This is a genomic window from Sphingomonas sp. Leaf198, assembly GCF_001424005.1.
In the GTDB taxonomy this organism is placed as follows: domain Bacteria; phylum Pseudomonadota; class Alphaproteobacteria; order Sphingomonadales; family Sphingomonadaceae; genus Sphingomonas.
The window spans coordinates 1,347,232-1,367,690 of sequence record NZ_LMPX01000001.1 but is presented as its reverse complement, the minus strand read 5'-3'; the positions used below and the strand labels follow the sequence as shown (position 1 = coordinate 1,367,690).

Genomic DNA, 20,459 nt, shown 5'->3' with positions numbered 1-20,459 from the left:
ATCGAGCGCGCGCGTGCCGTCGGCGTAGACATGGCTCAGGTTTGTGATCGCAAGCATAGCCATCGCCTATAGGCAGGCCTATGTAGATTTAACATTCAAGTGACGCTGGCTCTGACTTATCATTCAAGCTGATGAACCGCTGCTTCGAGATTAGTTGCGAAGATGTGGCGTCAGCCTTTTGAAGACATACGGTGTCAAACCCTCATGTAGCGTAAGCTTTGTCGCTGAAGGTAGCCTGTCGAGGCGCAGCTTGCGCACCGAGCGAGTTCCATCCACGTCGAGCCCCTGATCGGATACGACGCCGACGTCAAAGCGGGGCAGGATGTACGGTCCATCTGCATCTCTAGCGACAATGTAGGATATGGTCCGCTGACCGTTGAGCAGCATCTCGCCGTCGGCTAGCTTTACCGTGCCGCAGCAGTCGTTGGCGAACATGCCGTTCTCACCGGCGTCAACGATAGGCTTACGCAGAAAGACGAGAAAAGCGATGAGCAAGACAGTGCCAGCCGCAACGACGCCTATGCTGATAACACGCCGCATATTCGCTACCCTTTCGCTGCGTCGGACGCGCGCGTCTCTGCCAGCACACGCCCAGCCGGCGTTTCGTCGGCCTAAGCGTCGAACCTCGCCTACCTCATCGCGGACACAGGGCAACATATGTAGATTTACGAGTCAAGCGGGTTTGCAGATTTCCAGCCAGTCGAATGAACCATTGAAGGGTGCTACAAGCTACCGAGCAAGCATTTCGCGTGAGACGTCTGCAAAAACCCGAATGTGCCATCGCGAAATAGAAACCACCGCGGCCAATTCGATCGCGAGTTCCGCGACTTGCGCCCTCAATGGCAACAAATCGAGCATCAATACGCTCATGAACAGCGACATCGTGATCATTGCCGCCCCAATCAGCGTGCCGCACTTCACGATGCGCGGCCAGTCCCCTTCCACGAGCATCCACGCAAGACAAAGGTGCGCCATGCCGAGGAGAAGCCACGTGATCAGTAATATCGGGATGGCGCTGTTCTGAGACCAGATCAGGTAGAGATTCGGTCCGGCGCCGGCGCCCGGCATGCCGAAAGGCGGACCTGCTGCCGAGGACAGGAAGCCAACTGCTTGCTCGAACTGCAGAGCTGCCATCGGGATGAGTAACCCCAGGGCGAGCGCGTAGTTCGCAAGGATCAGGCGTCCTTCGCTGTGCTTCCCGATCTCGCGCCACGCTGCGACTAGGCAGCCGATCGCGAACATCATTGGCTTGCCATCTTCGACTGCCTCTTCGAACTCAGCTTCCATGGCCATCGCCCACGTTCGGCGATCCGAGCCGAGAGACCGACTGGCCAATGACAGCAAAGCCCGCGACACAGCTCGCGTCATGCGAAGGAGGCCTTGGTGAAGGTGATCGTACCGGCAGGTTTAGCCGTCCGCGCCAATGCCACGCCAGCATTCGTTAAACGGTACGCATGGCGCGCAGGGCGGCCGGGATGTTCCGGCTCGCGCCACTCGGCCTCGACGAGCCCTTGGTCGGTCATGCGGATCAGTAACGGATACAGCGTTCCCGACAGGAGCCCGGTTTCTTTCATCAGATCGTAGCCGTGGCGCCATTGCTGGGTATGCGCAGACAGCGCCTCCAACAGGAGGAGCATCTGCTTCGATGGTCGACGATTACGGCCCATGCTTCTACTCAACCTAAGTAGAGTTTTCTGTCAACTGTGGAGGAGGCAGTATCGCCCTGCTATCCGCTTCTCGACTTGGTGCCCGCCTGCTGGTGGTCAGCGAGCGGCGAGGGGGCCTCTGGACCGGACTTTACGCAACGCCCAACTCCAGGACGGCCGATGTTGGGAGACGGGCAGCGCACATAAATGACCGATAGTGGGTCACATCCTGCAGCCACGGAACGAACAATCGGTCTACCGCTACAGCCGGAACGCCTCCGAACCAAGACTACTGCAAGTCAGAAGTTGACTCGCAGCGTAGCACCTGCAGTGCGCGGCGTACCCAATTGTCCGGCATAGGCGAACGGCGATGCACCAACGATCGCGGTCGTGCTCAGGTTCTGGAAATACTGTTTGTCGAACGCGTTGTTGATCCAGGCGGAGAGGTCGTAGCGTCCGTTGCCGAGCACCGCGCCGATCCGGAAATTGGCCAGCGCGTAAGCTTCAATGCGGCTATAGGGTCCGGCATCGGCGGTACCGAAAACGCTCGAGCGATAGCTGATTTGCGCGAGCGCGTACGGGCGTGTGCCGTTTCCCAGATCGACATGGTAATCGACCGTGCCGTTACCGATCCATCGGGGCGCCTGAAACAGCGGTCGGCCAGTCAGGTCGCAGACGCCGCTCACGCCGACAGGGCAGGGTGCGTTTGCGTAGAGCTTATAGACCGCGTCGTTGTACGATCCGTTGCCGCTGAGCGTCAGCGTATCGGTGACGCGAAGCGAGGCGTCGAACTCGACACCGCGAGACCGAACGTCGCCGACGTTTGCCAGATACGAGCGGTTGCCGTTCGTCGGCACGATGTTCGCCTGCAGGCCGGACAGGTCGGTCGAGAACGCGCTGAGATTGATCGTGACACGACGATCAAAGAACTGGCTCTTCAAACCGAGTTCCCAATTCTTCACCTTCTCGGGCGACAGGACCAGCGGAGTCCCAGCGGACACCGCGGAGTTCAGGTTCAAGCCCGATCCCTTATACCCGGTCGAATACGAGGCATAGGCGAGCACGTCGTCGGCCAGCTTGTACGATGCGCTCGCGAGGTAGGAGACATTGTCGTCCTTCACCGACACGTTGTAGTGAAAGGGGATCGACGTCGCCGCGTAGGGCGTGCCGACGATCGAGGTGTCCGACACCCCCGAGCGCTTGTCGCGGGTATAGCGGATGCCGCCCGTGACCGTCAGCCGCTCCGTGATATCGAAGTTCGCCTGCCCGAACGCGGCGACACTGTCGACGCTGGTATCGACATCGTCGAGATATTGCGATCCCGGCGCGATCACCACGGCTGCCGCAGCCGGATTGGCGAGGCGCAGATAGGTCGTGTAGAACGCGCTCGCATCGGTACCGAACTGGTTGAGGATGAAGTGATCCTTCAGCCGCTGGTGAAACAGGTAGGCGCCGACCTGCCAGTTGAACCGCCCCGGCCGCGACGCGAGCCTGAATTCCTGTGAATATTGATCGTCCTTGGTCTGCGCGACGTTGACCTGGATGACGTCGAGCGGCGTGCCATCGCTGTCCTGCAAGGGATTGAAATGCCAATAGCGCCAGGCGGAAATCGACGTGGCGGTCGCAAAGCCGAGATCCCAGTCGACCTGCAGCGATACCCCTTTCTGGTCGGTCTTCATGTTCTGCGGCGAATTGTTCTGCGTGAAGTCGAGACTGCGTTGCGGCACATAGCCGAGCGACGCGAGCGCGCGGAGCGTCCGGCTTGTCGTTGCGCTGAGTGATGCTGGCAGCACGAGCTTCGTGGCGCTGACGCAGCACGTGTCGTCTTCCTGCGAATAATCACCCGACAGGCGGATCGTCAGGTTGCTCGCGGGGGTGGCGAGCAACTGGACCCGGCCGCCGCTGCGCCCGACGCTGTTGGCGTCGATCCCGGTCTTGATGTTGTCGAGTACGCCGTTCCGGTGGGTGTTGAACCCGGTGACGCGGAACGCGAGCAGGCCGTCGATAACCGGGCCGGTCACGCTGATCCGCTCCTGATTGTAACCATAGGTGCCGAGCGAAACTTCGGCGGTGCCGCCGAACGTGAATTCGGGTTTGCGGGTCGTGATGTTGAGCACGCCGGCCGAGTTGTTGCGTCCGAACAACGTACCTTGCGGCCCTCGCAACACCTCGACGCGATCGACGTCGATCAGATCCGCCAACGCCATGCCGGGGCGCCCGAGATAGACGTTGTCGATATAGACGCCGACCGACGTATCCAGCCCGTCGGAGGCCGAAGACACGCCGATCCCGCGGATGCCGATCGAGCTGTTGCGCGGGTTCGAGTTGAACGCGGTGAGGCTGGGCGTCTGAGATTGGACATCGGTCAGCGTATAGCTGCCGGTGCGTTCGAGCGCGGCCCCGGTCAGTACCGACAATGCGATGGGAACGTCCTGCGCGCGTTCCGCCTGGCGACGCGCCGTGACGAGGATGTCGTCCGTCGACTCAGGCGGGGTCGCCGCCACGGCATCCTTTTTCGGTTCGTCTCGGGCGAACGCCGGTTGCGCCGCCATGAGCAACCCGATGGCCGACGACCGAAACGTAATACGCCGAGAGGATGATGCCATTCTCGCTGCCCCAATTCTATGAAATCACGATGTCGCCGGATGGCTTCGGGCGGGCCGGCCATGCGTCCCCGCCGTCCATCGATCGACACCCCAACGGTCCAGTCTAATTCATATCCCGTCAATGGGACTTGACCCAATTTCGGAGGAGCCGCGGCATAGTTTTTCTACGAACAATGGCAGGCCGCTGGTCGCAGATGGCCGTTCGCTTGTGGATTGATCACTCCTTAAAAGTCGCAAGATGCGGGCCATCCGAGTTTTAGAACCGGGGCCGCGCGCACCCAAGAGACGCGAATTTCAATATCCTATCCGTGGAGTATGGATTCTACCGCCCAGCAAAGCTTTTCTACGTTCCGCGAAAGCAGCCCGAAGCGCACCCTTCGGAAAGTTCACGAGCAATTGCGTCTCAGGAGGTGCCCATGCCCAATCTCGGAAAACTCGTCGTCAGCCGTCAGGGCTTTGGAGCGATGGGGCTGTCCAACACATACGGCCAGGCGGACGATGCGGCCTCGATCGCCACGATCCACCGGGCGATCGACCTGGGCATCACGCTGTTCGATACCGCGACCGGCTACGGCGACGGCCATAACGAACGGCTGGTCGGCGAGGCGGTCCGGTCGCGCCGCGGCGACGTGGTTCTCGCCAGCAAGTTCGTCCATCGTCCGCAAGGTGGCGGTGCCGACGTCGAACCGGTGCATCCGCGCGATGCGGTCGAGGCCAGTCTCAAGCGGCTCGGCGTCGAGCGTATCGATCTCTATTATCTGCACCGCGTCGACCCGCTGATCGCGATCGAGGAGTCGATCGGCGAACTCGGGCGACTTGTCGACGCGGGCAAGATCGGCGCGGTCGGCGTTTCCGAGGCGACCGCCGACGGCATCCGCCGCGCACATGCGACATACCCGCTGACCGCGTTACAGAGCGAGTATTCACTGTGGACGCGCGATGTCGAGGTCGAGATCCTGCCGACGGTCCGCGAACTCGGCATCGGTTTCGTCGCTTATAGTCCGCTCGGGCGCGGCTTCCTGGCCGGTGCCGAAGTGTCCGATCCCGCCGACCGGCGTCATCTGCATCCCCGGTTCCAGCCCGAGGCGGTCGCCGCAAACGCGCAACGCCGCACGACGATCGAACAGGTCGCCAAGCGGCTCGGTGCCAGCATCGCACAGGTCAGCCTGGCATGGGTGCTGTCGAAGGATGTCGTGCCGATCCCGGGTACGCGCCACGTCGAGCACCTGGAATCGAACTGGGCCGCAAACGGTCTGGTGCTCGACGACCAGTCGATCGACGCGCTCGAAGAGGCCTTCCCCCGGGGAGCGACCGCCGGCGCGCGCTATCCGGCGGAGAGCCTGAAGCTCGTGCCGCCAGAACCCGTCCCGGCCTGAGCCGCCGGGCTGATCCACCAGCTCGGTTTAATCGATTGGAGAGTCTCATGAGCAACGTAGCTGCGCTTCGCCCCGAACAAGCCGTCGATCGCTTCGGTTACCGCCACATCGGCGTCACGCCCGTGACGCCGACGATCGGCGCGGAGATTTCGGGCGTCGACCTTCGCCAGCCGATCAATGCCGATGTCGCGGCCGATATCCAGAAGGCGTTGCACGACTGGCGGGTCGTGTTCTTCCGCGATCAGGACATCGACAACGACCAGTTGAAGGCGTTCGGCCGCGCATTCGGGCCTCTGACGCCGGCGCATCCGATCTCGGAAGGGCTGGAGGATCATCCGGAGATCTGGGAACGCAGCGTCGAGGAATATCGCGCACGGCGCAATCGCAACGATGTGGCGCCGCCAGGCCGCGAACCGCCGCGGGACTATAAGGGTTGGCATATCGACATCACCTTCGTCGCCAATCCGAACCGGTATTCGATCCTGCAAGGCGTCGAGATACCCCCGTTCGGCGGCGATACATTGTTCACCAACCTGGTCGCCGCCTATGAAGGCCTGTCCGCACCGATCCGCACGCTGATCGACGGACTTCAGGCCGTACACCGGACCAGCGGCTATGATGGCGCCAATGCCAAGCCGCGGCGCGACGGACGATCCGCCGGGCCCTTTGCCGCGCTGCACCCGCTCGTCCGCGTTCACCCGGAAACGAGCGAAAAGCTGCTGTTCCTCAATCCGGGGACGATCAGCCATATCGTCGGACTGAAGGAACCCGAGAGCAAGGCGCTGCTCGACCTGTTGTTCTACGAGGCGACGCGGCCCGAATATCAGGTACGGTTCCATTGGAAACCAAAGTCGCTGGTGGTGTGGGACAACCAAGCCGTCGCACATGCTGGACCGATCGATTATTCGCACTTCGATCTGCCACGGGCGGTTCGACGGATCACGGTCGCCGGCGATCTGACGCGCGGGCCGGACGGGTTCGTGTCGCAGCCGCTGGAAGGCGAACTGTTCAACGTGCTCGGCTGATGCCGCGCGCGGCCAGAAGCAAGCCCTGGGGCTTTATCGCGCTGGCCGCGTTCGTCGCGGTCACGATCGCGTTGCTGTTCGCGTTTGCCCCCAATCGCCGATCGGCGGCTGTGGCAGGAGGATTGCCTGAAACCGCGCCGCTGCCGGACTCGGTGACGAAGGCGACCGTGCTGGTGGTCGGCGATCCCGTGACGCAGTGGGTGTTCGAGCATCTCGGTTGGGAGGACAGGCTCCCTTTCACGCTGAAATGGGCGCAGATCACCGGCGGTCCCGATGTGACCGAGGCATTCCACGCAAAGGCGCTGGATGTCGGGCTTGGTGCGAACGTGCCACCGCTTCACGCCACCTGGGTAGGGCTGCCGGTGAGGATCGTGGCGTTCCGCGAGCGTCGCGATCCGGCGCGGCACCCGGCTTTCGTCCTCGCCATCGCACCGAAGGCCGGCATCCGCAGCCTTGCCGACCTGCGCGGTAAACGGATCGCGTTCAGTCCCAGCCAGGTGCAGGGCCAGATCGTTCTGCAGACGCTCAAGGCGCTCGGCTTGACCAAGGCCGATGTCACGTTGGTCGAACTGCCGTCGAGCATCGGCGGCGACGTCTACACCAGCGCGCTTGCGAGTAATCTGGTCGACGTCGCACCGATCGGCAGCGGGATCGTCGCCGATCGCTATCTCCGCAAATTCGCGCGGGACGGGGCCAGGACACTGCCGCATCCGGATTTTCGGGACGATGCCGTGCTGGCCTATGTACCGCTGGATAGCCTCCGTGATCCCGGGAAGGCGGCCGCGCTGAAGCGTTTCGTCTACTGGTGGGGGCGTGCGCAGGCGTGGCAGCAGGCGCATCCCGATGCACTCGCCCGCGGCTATTATGTCGCACAACAAGGGCTTTCGCTCGCCGATGCGAAGCTCATCCTCGCGGCGCAGGGGGAGGTCGTGATCCCCGGCCGCTGGGCCGAACCGATCGCGTATCAGCAGGGTGCGATCGACCTGCTCGCGCCGCAGATGGGCAAGCCCCGCTTCGATGCGCGGACGTTGTTCGATCCCCGCTTCGAAACCATCGCGGCAGACGGCTTTGCCGCCGAAGCCGCCGCCTCCTCCGGCCCATAGGAGTCGTCATGAACGCCCCTTTTCCCCATGCTGCAATGATCACCGCGTATCTCGGCACCGTTGCTTCCGTATCGACCTTAAAGCTGGATGCCGTCGACGATACCTCGGCGGTGGCGCGCGATCATCGCGAGCGTACCCGCCGCCTGGGGCTCGATACGCCGCTCGCCTGGGGGTGGCTGCTCGGGCCGCTGCTCCTGTTGCTGTACTGGTCGGTCTTCTCGATCACCGGTTTTCTCGACACCCGCATCCTGCCCGCGCCGTGGACGGCACTCACGGCGGGCATCGAACTCGTGCGCGACGGTCGGCTGCAGACCAATTTGGCTGTGTCGGCATGGCGCGCGGCGCAGGGGCTGGCGTTCGGCACGGTCGTGGGCGTGGTGCTGGCACTCGTCTCGGGGCTCAGCCTGCTTGGCGGGTATGTCATCGACGGTCTGGTTCAGCTCAAGCGCGGCATTCCCGTCCTCGCGCTGATCCCGTTCATGATCCTGTGGTTCGGCGTTGGCGAGGCGATGAAGGTCACCGTGATCGCCGTCACCGTGTTCGCGCCGATCTACATCCATACGCATAGTGCGTTGCGCGCGATCGATCTGAAACAGGTGGAACTCGCCGAAACGCTCGGGCTTCGGCGGTCGACGTTCATCCGGCACGTCGTCCTCCCGGGCGCGCTGCCCGGCATGCTGCTGGGGCTTCGGTTCGGCGTCACCGCGGCATGGCTTGCGCTCGTCGTCGTCGAGCAACTCAACGCGACCAGCGGCATCGGCTACATGATCACGCTGGCCCGTAATTACGCGCAGACCGACGTGATGCTGGTCGGCCTCGTCGTCTACGCGATCCTGGGATTGGGATCGGATGCCGTGGTGCGCGTGATCCAGCGCCGCGCCTTGACCTGGCGCCGGACGCTCGGCGCATGAGCGTCGTGCGCATCCGCAACCTGACGCGCCGCTTCACGCGGAAGGGTGTGCTCGACGGCGTCGATCTCGATATCGCGCGCGGTGAATTCGTCGCGCTGCTCGGGCGCAGCGGTTCGGGCAAGAGCACGCTGCTGCGCGCGCTTGCCGGTCTCGACCACGAGGCGAATGGTGCGGGCGAGATCGTCGTTCCGGATCGTCTGTCGGTCGTGTTCCAGGATGCGCGGCTGCTGCCGTGGAAGCGGGTGCTGGACAATGTCGTGCTCGGTCTCGACGGCAAGGACTCGCGGGACAGGGGCCGCGAGGCGCTTGCCGAAGTCGAGCTGACGGGGCGGGAACGATCCTGGCCCTATGAATTATCCGGCGGCGAACAGCAGCGCGTTGCTCTTGCGCGATCACTGGTCCGGCGTCCCGAACTTCTGTTGGCCGACGAACCGTTCGGTGCGCTCGATGCGCTGACCCGCATCCGGATGCACGTCCTGTTGCGGCGGCTGTCGGCGGCGCACAACCCCGCCGTGCTGCTCGTCACGCACGACGTCGACGAGGCGATCGAACTCGCCGACCGGGTCGTGGTGCTCGACGCGGGGCGCATCGTCGCGGACATCCGCGTCGCATTGCCGACAGATACCGCGGCCCGGCGTGAACGGTTCGCCGCGCTCCAGCACGACCTGCTCGCGCTGCTCGGCGTCGAGACCGATGGCCTTACCCAATATTCCACCCGGCAAAGGATGGGCGCATGAGCAATCACGATCGCAAGCTACGTCTCGGCGCGTTCCTCCAGGCGACGGGCCATCACGTCTCGGCATGGCTCCACCCCGATGCGCAGGCTGATGCGGGCCACAATCTGGAGCACTATAAACAGGTCGTGCAGACCGCCGAGCGCGGCAAGTTCGACATGGTCTTCGTCGCCGACAGTCCGGGCGGCTATGCGGACTTCACCGATGAGGCCACCTTCAGACAGAATGCCAAGGCCGCGCATTTCGAGCCGATCACGCTGTGGTCGGCGCTGTCGCAGGTCACCGAGCGGATCGGGTTCGTTGCGACATCGACCACCACGTACGAGGATCCGTACACGACGGCGCGCAAGTTCGCGTCGCTCGACTGGATTTCGGGCGGCCGGGCGGGGTGGAACGTCGTCACCACCGGCGCCGACGTCTCGGCCAATTTCAGCAAGCCGGCGCACCTCGAACACGCCCGCCGCTACGACCGTGCCGAAGAATATATCGATGTCGTGAAGGGGCTTTGGGACAGCTATGAGGACGGCGCGTTCGTCCGCGACCGCGATGCCGGCGTGTACCTCGACACCGACAAATTCCACCTGCTCGCGCATGAAGGCGAGCATTTCCAGGTCCGCGGGCCGCTGAACATCGCACGCTCGCCGCAAGGCTATCCTGTCATCGTCCAGGCGGGGGCATCCGAACCGGGCCGCGAACTTGCGGCCCGGACCGCCGAAGTGATCTTTACCGCCAATCTGATCCTGGGCGACGCGCAGGCGTTCTATGCGGACATCAAGGCGCGCCTGCCGCGATATGGGCGGCGGGCGGAGGATCTGCTGGTCATGCCGGGGATATTCCCGGTTCTCGGCGGCACCGAAGCCGAAGCCGCGACGCGCTACGAGGCGTTGCAGTCGCTCGTCCATCCGTCGATTGCATGGGGCATATTGCGCCGCCATTATCAGGGGATCGACCTGTCGGGCTATGCGCTCGACGATATCGCACCGCCGCTCCCGAACGACACCAACGGCAGCAAGAGCCGGCTGAAACTCGTGTCCGACCTGATCGAACGCGACCGGCCGACGCTCCGGCAGCTATACCGGCAGGTGTCCACGGCGCGCGGGCACCTCACCAGCGTCGGCACACCCGAGCAGATCGCCGACGTCATCCAGACATGGTTCGAGCAGGGCGCGGCGGACGGGTTCAACATCATGCCGCCGATCCTGCCGACGGGCCTCACCGATTTCGTCGATCAGGTCGTGCCGATCCTGCAGCGCCGCGGGTTGTTTCGCGCGGAGTATGAAGGGCGGACGTTACGCGAGAATCTTGGTCTGCGGCGGCCGGAGAATGGCTTGAAGTCGCGCGCGCGGACCGCGGTATCGCCCGAGGCGATCGGCGCACACGCATGAGCTTGGACGAAGCGTTCCGCACCCGGTATCGCGACAATGATGCCCCGGTTGCGATTGCGGACAATGCAACGCTCCGGACGCTGCTCGATCATCGGTCTGTTCGCGCATATCTGCCCGAGCCACTCGATCCGGGTGTCATCGAGACGCTGGTCGCAGCGGCGCAGTCGGCACCGTCATCGTCCAACCTTCAGGTCTGGAGCGTCGTCGCGGTCCAGGATCCCGCCCGCAAGGCACGCCTTGCGGCTCTGGCGGGCAATCAGCAGCATATCGTCGATGCGCCGTTGCTGCTGGTCTGGCTGATCGATTTCGACCGACTGACGCAGATCGGGCGAGCGCGGGGCACGCAGCCGCAAGCGCTCGACTATCTGGAAAGCTTCATGCTCGGAACGGTCGACACCGCGCTCGCCGCGCAGAATGCGGTGGTGGCACTGGAATCGCTCGGACTGGGCTCGGTCTACATCGGCGGTATTCGCAACCAGCCGTCGGCGGTTGCCGCGGAGCTCGACCTGCCGCCACGGGTCTTCCCCCTGTTCGGCCTCGTGGTCGGCAAGCCCGATCCGTCGCGTCCCGCCGCGGTCAAACCAAGACTGCCGCAAGCCTCGGTCCTGTTTCACGAGACCTATCGGTGGACATCGCGACAGGACGAAGCGGCGGCGGCATACAATGTCGCGCTGCGTGCGTTTCAGCGCGACCAGGGCATGCCGGAACGCGACTGGACCGACCTCGCGGGAGACCGGACGCGTGGCGCAGACGCGATGGCAGGGCGTGATATCCTGCGGGGCGTGCTTGGCGATCTGGGGTTCGCGTTACGCTGACATCCGTCCCTACCGCGGGAGGATATCGGCAGGGAGCTCACCGTTCGAACTCTGGCGATCGTCCGAGGCGACGCCTTGCAGCAACGGTAGAAGATCGAGGAGGCGCGCGGTGGCCTCCGTGTGCGCCGCCTGTCGATTGGTGGGATACGCTGCCGGCTCCGCGCCGGTCTCGATGACGTGGCTGCCCCAGCCGTCGGCGACGGCCAGCAGCCGGTCGATGAACGGATAGGATACGCTGGCGACGACCGACGGGAAGGGCAGGCGAGTCGAAGGCCCTTGCCGCGCCGCCGCCGCAATAGCCTCCTGGCCGAAGCCGATGTTCAGCGGCGACAGGAACAGCGCGCCCTGGATCGAGTGCAGATAGCTTCGCGGCGACAATTGCGCCCACCACGCCACGGCAAGGCAGGCGACCCCCTGTGCGAGGATGACGGCCGGTTCGCGGCGGCGCGCGAACACCGCATCGAGCTGCAACGCCCAGCGTCCGGCCTGGAATTTCGCCAGATCCAATTCCACCGCCGGCACTGACAAGGCCTTGGGAGCATCGCCCTTGACCGTGACGATCACGGCGTGTCGGGGATCGATCGAAGCCGGATACAACAGTGTCATAGCAGCGCCCCCAAGAGGAAATCACGGTCGCGAGCCATTTGCCGGGTGCTCCGACTCGGGATCGGACGTGATGATGAAGACGATATTCCTACCACGTCGATAGGCAATGGCAGTGCGTCGGTTTGCACGGAACGCGCGCCCGGTCGCTGTCGAGGTGGAGCGCATGAGGTTGTCGCCTGTCGTCCGACGGCGATCATGCGCCCGGCTTTCTTGCCTCGATCGCGGCTTGCGAGACACGCATCACATTGCCACTTCCGAGTTCGGCGACCTGGTCGGCGGCATAGTGGCGCCGCTTTAGTTCGGCGGTGACGGTGCCGGTTTCTCCAACATCGTTCCAGCCGACGACGCTGCCTATTCTAACCGCTGTCGGAAGAACCGCCGGTATGCCTGGCATATTGGTTCGGCTCTTTGCTGCCGATTGACATCAGGTGCCATGCTGACAGTCTGTTCTGCCGTGAACGGATGTGCTGTCGTTCACATACTCTCCCGACGGTATTTCAAGTAGCCAAGTCCGAACGACGTCTGCGAGGGCGGCATGTGCGATACGCTCGCTCACGAACGGCGAGCAGGCGAGCAGGCCGTTGGGGCAGTAGCGGTCGTCATCCCAGCCGGGATGGTCGAGGATCGGGTAGAGGCACACGCCCTCGACGGGTACGCCGAGCGACTGGGCGATCTTTACCTCGCGCAGGATCATGCGGAGCCAGGCGGGGCGGGCGCTGCCTTCGATGCCGGTTTCGGCGATGAAGATCGGGCGGCCGTAGCGGGCGTAGGCGTCCGCGAGGATCGCGTGGAGTGGGCGGCTGAGGGGGTGGTCGTACGACAATGGCGGGCCGCCGTGGATCCACTGGTTGTTGTGGTAGAAATTGACGCCGACGATATCCAGCAATGGCGCGCGGCCGCCGATCTGGGGCCAGGCTTTGCCCGCGATCATGTCCCAGGCCTGGAATTGCGCGAGGCGGTGGCCTTCGGCGGCGGGGGCGTCGTTGGGGCGGGCGGGGTCGGTGATGACGTTGATGACCGGGTCGGCGTGGACGAACCGCGCGGCGGGATCGATCGCGAGGATCGCCTCCATCGCGGCGATCGAGACGCGGGCGAGTTGAACCTTGAGTTCGTAGCCGCGGCCTCGGGCGAACGGGTTGAGATAGGCTGCGTCGCCGCCGCCCCAGGCGAAGAACGAGATCTCGTTGACGGGGGCATAGAAGCGGGTCTCGCCGGGGGCGGCCGGGCCGATGTGGCGCGCGGCGGCGGCGGCGAAGGCCGCAAAGCGCGTGACGAAGGCGGGCGTCCAGATGTCGATGTCGTCGGGCCAGCCGTAATGGAGCAGGTCCCAGATGACTTCGGTGCCGATCGCCTTGGCGGCGTCCAGCTGGCGGTCGAGGCTGGACCAGTCGTAGCGGCCGGGCTCGCGTTCGATCAGATGCCAGCGCAGGCCGTCGCGGACCGTCAGGATGCCGAGCTTGGCGAGTTCGCTGTAATCATGCGCGGCGAGGGTGTCGTGGTGGCTGGCGGCGATGACGTCGACGCGCTTGCGGTCGTGCGCGCGGCGGTGCGTGGAGGATTCGAAGCCGCCTTGCAGGACGCTGCGGAAGAGGCCTGTCGGCCGGGGGAGAGGTGGCCGGTCGGACAGGACTTCCGCGAACAGGGCTTCCCAGCGGGGGACGACGGCGGCGACGGCGTACTCGCTGTCGACCTTGGCGCGGAGGGCCGTGCCGAGGCGGGTTCGGAGTGCGGCGTCTTCGAGGAGTTTCGTGATGGCGGCGGCAACGGAGGGCGGGTCTTCGTGGGGGACGAACAGGCCGCTGATCCCGTCGACGATCTGTTGTTCGGAGCCGTTGTCTCGCGTTGCTATGACGGGGAGGCGTGCGGCGCCGGCTTCGGCGATGACGTGCGGCATGCCTTCGCCGCGCGAGAGCCAAATGAAGATGTCGAGCGCAGCGAGCAGGTCGGGCACGTCGTCGCGGTCGCCGAGGAAGGTTAGGGCGGTGTCGAGGCCGAGCGCGTGCGCGCGGTTGCGGAGCGCGACGGCGTATTCGGGAATGAAGGCGTCGGGGCCGCCGATCACGACAAAGCGCGCGCGGGGGTGGCGGGCGTGGACGAGCGCGGCGGCTTCGATAAAGTCCTCGACGCGCTTCTTGGGGTCGAGCCGGCCTAGCCAGCCGATCAATGGTACGTCTTCGGCGATGCCGAGTGCCGCACGCACGAGAGCGCGGCGCGCGGGGTCGAAGGCGCGCGTGTCGACCATCGACGGGATCTCGACCGCGTGGTGCTCGCGGCAGGGCATGCGGCTCGCGGCGGCGTCGCGGATCGAGGCGCAGACGCCGACATAGCGCGCGGTGAAATGCTTGGGGCCGGCGAGTGCTTCGGAGACGAGGCCGCCATGCTCGATCAGCGGCGGGCGGAGGTGCATGCGTTCGAGCGCGGGATAGATGTCCGCGACGTTCTGGCACGAGACGACGACGTCGTACGCGGGCAGCTTGCTCGCGAGGTAGGCGACGGTTTCGTCGAAGCCAAGCGCGTAGGGCGTGCGGTCGACGGGGACGCCGATCGCTTCCAACTGCGTTTGCGTCCGCTCGGGCATGCCGTCTTTTCGGAAGCAGGCGACGACCTCGATCCGGTAGCGCATGGGGTCGAGCGCCTGGGCGAGCAGACGCACCTCCGTCTCCTCGCCGCCGACGACGAGCCAGGCGAAGACGAACAGGATGCGGATCGGTCGAGCGTCGGCAGCGAGTGGGGTGCTTAATCGCCGACCTTGAACACGATCTGGAGGAACTCGGGCCGCTCGCCGACCAGCCGTGCGATGAAGGCTGGGGCGTCGTCATAGGGCACGACGTGCGTGATGAGCTGCGCGCGGATCTCGGGGCCGCGGGCGAGGAGGAGCTTCACCGTCTCGTTGGCGAGGCGGCGGCGGTCCCACTGGAAGCCGAGCCCGCGCGGGACGCGGTTGATCTGGGCGCAGCGGAGGTTGAGGCCGTTGTGGTGGAACTCCTCGCCGAGCCGGAGCCGGTCGGCGCCGCCCTGGTAGAAGGCGAGATCGATCACCGTGCCTTGCGGTCTCAGCGCGCGCATCGCGGCGTGGAGGCTGGCGGCGTCGGCGCGGGTCTGGAACACGACGTCCGCACCGCGATCGTCGCCGCCGTGGAGCCAGCGTGCCTTGGCATACGCCCAGGCCTGGTCCTCGGTCATCGCGGTTATGCCGAGGCATTCGGCGCGCAGGCGACGGAAGGGGGAGGGATCGGCGATCACGACTTCGCTGGCGCCGGCGGCTTGCGCGAACAGGGCCGTTAGCATGCCGACGATGCCTGCGCCGATCACCAGCGCGGGGCGGCCGCGGATGCCGTCGCCTAGGTTGACGACCTTGGGACCGAGTAGTTCGGCGTCTGCGTGAAGAATGCCGTTGGCGGCGATCGGACCCATCTGCCCGATATAGATGCCGAGGATCGGATCGAGCTCGGGCGGGAGCTTGGTCAGCAGGTCGTTGAACGGGTCCGCGGTGTGGCCGGTCTTGTGGCCGAAGACGGTGCTGACGACGTCGCCGTTCGCGAAATCGTCGACCCGGCTGTCGCTGACGCGCGCGCATTCCATGTAGCCGAGGAACGGCACCGGATAGTGCGCGCTCGGTTCGCCGGGGACGAACACGCCGCGCCCTGCGTCCCAGCGCGAGTGAAGATACGGGTTGCTGTTCTTGACGAAGGTGAGTTCCGTGCCGGCAGAGAACCCCGTGTAGAGCAGGTCGAGGCGGACCTGGCCGTCACACGGAGGCGCTTCGTCATAGCCGAAGAAATAGGCCTGGCCAGGACGTTCGACGCCGAGCGAGCGGACGTGGCGCCACTCAGACATGGATCACCTCCCGCTCGCGGACGTCGATCGCGCGGCCTTCGACGGCGGAGCGTTCGATCGCCAGCGCGAGGCGGAGCGTTTCGAGCGCGGCGGGATAGGGGCAGCGGATCCGGTTTTCGCCACCACGCACCGCGTCGATGAAGTCGCGATCCTCAAGCACGACCGGATCGCTGCCGGTGCCGCGGACCGGACGTCCGCGGCCGATATCGATCATCACGTCGCGATCTGTCAACTCGATCGCTAGGCCTTCGCCGAAGAGGTGCAGGCCGACGCGGTGGTTCCAGTTGAGCAGGCAGGTCGACGCGAAATTGGCGATCGCACCGCTGGCGAAGGTGAGCATCGCGGTGCTGGTGGTGGCGACGTCGAGGCCGGGGAAGGCGGCGCGGTCGATGTGGCCCGACTGGCCGTAGACGCGGACGACGTCGCCGACGAGGTAGCGCGCGAGATCGACGAGATGCGTCGTCTGTTCGAGCATCTGGCCGCCCGATGCGTCCTTTTTCCACCACCAGCGCGGGGGCGGTGTGGAGTCGAGCCAATAGCCGGAGAGGAGGCGGGCGGGGGTTGCGGAGAGCAGCGCCTTCACCTCGTCCACGGTATCGAGATAGCGCCAATGATAGCCGACCGCGGTGACGAGGCCGAGCCGGTCGACTGCGGCTGCGACGTCCTCCGCGGTGCCGAGATCGAGCGCGACGGGCTTCTCTACGAAGAACGGGAGCTTGTGCTCGATCGCGAGGCGTTCGGGTTCGCCGTGCGCGAACGGCGGCACGCAGATGTAGAGCGCGTCGAGGTCGACTGCGGCCAGCATCGCCGCAGCATCGTCGAACGCGCGCGCGCCGAAGCGGGCGGCGGCTTCGGTCGCGCGCGCCATGTCGACGTCGGCGACCGCGACGATCGCGACGTCGTCGAACTGCTCCAGAACGCCGAAGTGGCGATTGGCGATGCCGCCTGCGCCGATGAACCCGATCCGTGTCCGCTCCACGCCGTCTCCCATGTGTTTGGTTTGGTCTTGCACGGCGGCGTAGACCGCGCGCGTGTCGGCGATCATGCGATCGGCCGAGAATAGGTCCTGCTGGCGTTCGATCGACGCGCTGGCCATCGTCTTGAGGCTCTCGGGGTCGGCTAGCAGCGTGACGATCGCATCGGCGAAACTGGCCGGGTCGGCGGCGGTCAGGCGACCGGTGACGCGGTCCTCGATCGCTTCGGCGTTGCCGGGTGCGACGGTGGCGACGACGGGGAGTCCGGCGGCCATCGCCTCGAGCGCGACTAGCGGCAGGCCTTCGAACGCGGAGGGGAGGACGAGCAGGTCGGCGAGCGTCATCATGTCGGCGACATCGCTGCGGGTGCCGAGCATGCGGACTGTGCCGGCCAGGCCCTTCGCGGCGATGGCGCGTGCGGTCTGGGTGAGGAGTGGACCTTCGCCAGCGAGCAGCACGATCACGTCCGGGTGCGCGGCGCGGATCACGGGCAGCGCGTCGAGCAGGAGTGCGTGGCCCTTTTGCTCGGCGAAGCGCGCGACCATCAGCAGGACAGGAGCCTTGCCGACGCCCCATTCGCTGCGGAGGGCGTCGCGCGAGCGCGTCGGTTTGTGTGCGCCCACGCCGTTGTGGATCGTTGCGACGAGTGCCGGATCGATACCGGCTGCGCGGTGGCTGTCGCCGACTGCGTCCGACACGCAGATCAGGCGTGCGAGCGCGGCCGAGGTGTCGCGGTGTTCGTCGCGCTGCGCGATGTCGGTGAGGAGGTAGGGGAGGTGTTCGGTGCGGATAACCGGAACGCCGGCGGCATGCGCGGCGCGGACAGCGGCGTGGCCTTCCCAGCCGATGCCGGCATGGACGTGGACAATGTCTGGCGCCGCGCGGTCCAGCCAGCGCGCGAGGCCTGCATCGTCGTCGAGCGCCTTGACCGCATAACCCTTGGCGGCGGCGTGTTCGAGTAAACCAGTGCCGGGACGCGCGGCGACGACGATCTCGTCTCCGCCCAGTCCTTCGGCGAGCGTCATCATGTGTGCGCCGACGCCTGACGGGGCGAGGCTGTCGGTCAGCAGGCAGATGCGAGTCATTCGGCGGCCATCACGGGGGTTTCGAGTACGGCGGACTTGGCAACCATGCGGCGATAGGTGGCGAGCGCCTGGCCGACGACCTGGTCCATATTGTAGTAGCGATACGTCGCGAGCCGGCCGACGAAGGTCACGCCTTCCTCCGCATCGGCGAGCGCTTCGTAGCGTTTGAACAGCGCCTGGTTTTCGGGGCGGGGGATCGGGTAATACGGGTCGCCCTCCGCGCTCGGGAATTCGTAGCTGATGCTCGTCTTCGCGTGGAGCTGGCCGGTCAAGTGTTTGTACTCGGTGATGCGCGTCTGCGGCACGGTTTCGTCGGGGTAGTTGACGACCGCGACCGGCTGGAACTGCGCGAGGTCGTGCGTCTCGTGCCGAAACTGGAGACTGCGATAAGGGAGCTTGCCGAAGCGGAAGTCGAAATATTCGTCGATCGGGCCTGTGAAGACGATGTGATCGACGTCGATGCGGTCGATCACGTCGCGATATTCGACGCCGAGATCGAGCGTGATGCCGGGGTGATCGAGCATCGCCTCGAACATCCGGGTGTAGCCGTTGGCGGGCATCGCCTGGAATCTATCGGTGAAGTAGCGGTCGTCGGTCGAGGTGCGCGTCGGCACACGCGCGGTGACGGCGCGGTCGAGCTCGGACGGGTCGAGGCCCCATTGCTTCCGCGTGTAGCCGCGGAAGAACGTCTCGTAGAGATCGCGGCCGACCGCCGCGACGACGACGTCTTCCGAGGTGCGGATGTCCTCGACCGATTCCGCGCGGCTGGCGAGGAAGGCGGCGGCTTCCGCGTCGTCCCTGAGCGACAGGCCGTAGAGTTCGTTGAGCGTGGTGCGGTTGATCGGCATCGGCACGAGCTTGTCGTCGACGCTGGCGAGCACGCGGTGTTCGTAGGGGCGCCATTCGGTGAAGCGCGAGAGATAGTCGAACACGTCGGCGGAATTGGTGTGGAAGATGTGCGGGCCGTAGCGATGGATCAGCACGCCGGCCGCGTCATGCTCGTCATACGCGTTGCCGCCGATATGCGGGCGGCGGTCGACGACCAGCACGCGCTGGCCGCTGTCGTTCGCGAGACGTTCGGCGAGGACCGCGCCGGCGAACCCTGCGCCGACGATCAGCGTGTCGTAGCGTTCGCGTTTCGGGGCGGGAGCGTATTTTTCCCCGTTTAAGACGCGGTCGATCTCGGTGGCCATGGCGGTTTGCGTGCGGTCCCAGGATTGCGTGGCGAGCAGGCGGTCGGCTTCGTCGCGCCATGCGCCTTTGCGGGGAAGCGCGAGCGCGGACTCGCACGCAGCGACGAACGCGGTTGCGTCGGACGCGATCGTCACAGCTGCTGCGTCGCCATAGTGGCGGATCACGTCGACGATCGGCGTCGAGACGACAGGCAGGCCGCCGGCGAGATATTCAGGGGTCTTGGTCGGGCTGATGAAGCGCGTCGCGGCGTTGATCGCGAACGGCATCAGCGCGACGTCCCAGCCGGAAAGGTACGCCGGGAGTTCGTTGTAGCCGCGTCCGCCGAGCCAGTGGATGTTGGCGCGGCGTGGCAGGTGCGCGGGATCGATTTTCACGACCGGGCCGATCATCACGAACGACCAGTGGGGCCGCTCAGCGGCGACCGCGTCGAGCAATGCGAGATCGATGCGCTCGTCGATGACGCCGAAGAAACCGAGCTTCGGGCCGGGGATGTGGCGCTGGTCTTCGGGTTCGACATTGTCAGTGCGGGCTTGAGCGAAGTGCGCGACGTCGACGGCGGAGGGGAACGCGTGGACGTCGCGGTGACGGCCGCGCTTGGCCTCGTAGAGGCTGTAGCCGCCGGTGAAGACGAGGTCGGCGCGCGCGAGCAGTCGCGCTTCGCGGTCGAGCAAGGCGGGGTCGGCGAAGCGGAACGCGGACAGTTCGTCCATGCAGTCGTAGACGACCGCGGCGGCGTCCAGATGCTCGGCGAACGGGAGCATCATCGGCGTGTAGAACCAGAGGACGGGCTTGGCACGAATGCTAGTCGTGACAAGCATATTGAGCAGTTGCCGCAAGCCCGCCTCGACCTGCTCGGCGTTCCACCAATGCGGCAGGCGTGGGCGCAGTGCGATCACGTTGTCGGTGGGAAACGGGTGATGTTCGAGAAACGGCAGTGGGTGGTCGCAGGGGATGTGTTCTTCCCAGACGAACACGCTCTGGGCTTGCGCGAACCGTTTCATCAGATGCTGCGGGCGCTGCGTGACGAAATCCCAGCGGAGATGCGAGAAGCAGATCAGCGGCGGCGGGGCGGCATCGTCGGACTTCGAGGGCGTGAGAATAGGTCCGATACCGTGCACGCTCTTCCAATCCGCAAATCCGCGATTATCCGCGTTGTCGATCG

17 protein-coding genes are annotated in these 20,459 nt (G+C 65.4%); 7 read left to right on the top strand and 10 right to left on the bottom strand.

Features of this window, described 5'->3' with window-relative positions:
* Positions 1–150 precede the first annotated feature (150 nt).
* From ASG20_RS06070 to ASG20_RS06055, 4 genes are all read right to left on the bottom strand, one after another.
* On the bottom strand, positions 151–540 hold the full coding sequence (locus tag ASG20_RS06070) for a hypothetical protein (RefSeq protein ID WP_056049798.1): 390 nt from the start codon (positions 538–540) through the stop codon (positions 151–153).
* Between the two features lie 189 nt (positions 541–729).
* Positions 730–1,287 (bottom strand): hypothetical protein, encoded by a 558-nt coding sequence (locus ASG20_RS06065; protein ID WP_156364040.1) that lies wholly within the window; start codon positions 1,285–1,287, stop codon positions 730–732.
* Between the two features lie 77 nt (positions 1,288–1,364).
* Entirely contained in the window at positions 1,365–1,667 is a 303-nt protein-coding gene (locus tag ASG20_RS06060) for a PadR family transcriptional regulator (RefSeq protein WP_443025875.1), read from the bottom strand.
* Between the two features lie 278 nt (positions 1,668–1,945).
* Complete coding sequence (locus ASG20_RS06055) at positions 1,946–4,198, bottom strand: TonB-dependent receptor (RefSeq protein WP_056049791.1); 2,253 nt, start codon at positions 4,196–4,198, stop codon at positions 1,946–1,948.
* A 470-nt stretch (positions 4,199–4,668) separates the two neighbouring features.
* Between ASG20_RS06055 and ASG20_RS06050 the strand changes: the two genes are divergently transcribed.
* From ASG20_RS06050 to ASG20_RS06020, 7 genes are read left to right on the top strand one after another with little or no spacing between them, the layout of a single operon-like run.
* Complete coding sequence (locus ASG20_RS06050) at positions 4,669–5,628, top strand: aldo/keto reductase (RefSeq protein WP_056049789.1); 960 nt, start codon at positions 4,669–4,671, stop codon at positions 5,626–5,628.
* Positions 5,629–5,675: 47 nt separating this feature from the next.
* Positions 5,676–6,653, top strand: a complete 978-nt coding sequence (locus ASG20_RS06045) for a TauD/TfdA dioxygenase family protein (RefSeq protein ID WP_056049787.1) — start codon at positions 5,676–5,678, stop codon at positions 6,651–6,653.
* Positions 6,653–7,756: an ABC transporter substrate-binding protein gene (locus ASG20_RS06040; protein ID WP_056049783.1), complete on the top strand. Its 1,104-nt coding sequence runs from the start codon at positions 6,653–6,655 to the stop codon at positions 7,754–7,756. Before ASG20_RS06045 ends, ASG20_RS06040 begins: the two co-directional genes overlap by 1 nt.
* A gap of 8 nt (positions 7,757–7,764) precedes the next feature.
* A complete protein-coding gene (locus tag ASG20_RS06035; protein ID WP_082470751.1) occupies positions 7,765–8,667 on the top strand; it encodes an ABC transporter permease in 903 nt (300 codons plus the stop codon).
* Positions 8,664–9,404: an ABC transporter ATP-binding protein gene (locus ASG20_RS06030; RefSeq protein WP_056049780.1), complete on the top strand. Its 741-nt coding sequence runs from the start codon at positions 8,664–8,666 to the stop codon at positions 9,402–9,404. The genes ASG20_RS06035 and ASG20_RS06030 overlap by 4 nt, the downstream gene beginning before the upstream one ends.
* Complete coding sequence (locus ASG20_RS06025) at positions 9,401–10,786, top strand: LLM class flavin-dependent oxidoreductase (RefSeq protein WP_056049773.1); 1,386 nt, start codon at positions 9,401–9,403, stop codon at positions 10,784–10,786. Before ASG20_RS06030 ends, ASG20_RS06025 begins: the two co-directional genes overlap by 4 nt.
* Positions 10,783–11,601 carry an NADPH-dependent oxidoreductase gene (locus ASG20_RS06020; protein ID WP_056049770.1) on the top strand — a complete coding sequence of 273 codons (819 nt, stop codon included), beginning with the start codon at positions 10,783–10,785 and terminating at the stop codon, positions 11,599–11,601. Before ASG20_RS06025 ends, ASG20_RS06020 begins: the two co-directional genes overlap by 4 nt.
* Before the next feature lie 9 nt (positions 11,602–11,610).
* Here the strand turns inward: ASG20_RS06020 and ASG20_RS06015 are convergent, their stop codons facing one another.
* The 6 genes from ASG20_RS06015 to glf form a co-directional block, all read right to left on the bottom strand.
* Positions 11,611–12,207 (bottom strand): alpha/beta hydrolase, encoded by a 597-nt coding sequence (locus ASG20_RS06015; protein ID WP_056049768.1) that lies wholly within the window; start codon positions 12,205–12,207, stop codon positions 11,611–11,613.
* A gap of 193 nt (positions 12,208–12,400) precedes the next feature.
* Positions 12,401–12,601 carry a membrane dipeptidase gene (locus ASG20_RS19285; protein ID WP_156364038.1) on the bottom strand — a complete coding sequence of 67 codons (201 nt, stop codon included), beginning with the start codon at positions 12,599–12,601 and terminating at the stop codon, positions 12,401–12,403.
* Between the two features lie 30 nt (positions 12,602–12,631).
* A complete protein-coding gene (locus ASG20_RS06010) occupies positions 12,632–14,860 on the bottom strand; it encodes a glycosyltransferase family 4 protein (RefSeq protein WP_236698748.1) in 2,229 nt (742 codons plus the stop codon).
* Positions 14,861–14,943: 83 nt separating this feature from the next.
* Positions 14,944–16,044, bottom strand: coding sequence for a zinc-dependent alcohol dehydrogenase (locus ASG20_RS19770; protein ID WP_201780683.1), 1,101 nt, complete (start codon positions 16,042–16,044; stop codon positions 14,944–14,946).
* Positions 16,037–18,103 carry a glycosyltransferase gene (locus ASG20_RS19765; RefSeq protein ID WP_201780682.1) on the bottom strand — a complete coding sequence of 689 codons (2,067 nt, stop codon included), beginning with the start codon at positions 18,101–18,103 and terminating at the stop codon, positions 16,037–16,039. The genes ASG20_RS19770 and ASG20_RS19765 overlap by 8 nt, the downstream gene beginning before the upstream one ends.
* A complete protein-coding gene (glf, locus tag ASG20_RS06000; protein ID WP_156364146.1) occupies positions 18,100–20,298 on the bottom strand; it encodes a UDP-galactopyranose mutase in 2,199 nt (732 codons plus the stop codon). Before glf ends, ASG20_RS19765 begins: the two co-directional genes overlap by 4 nt.
* Positions 20,299–20,459 lie beyond the last annotated feature (161 nt).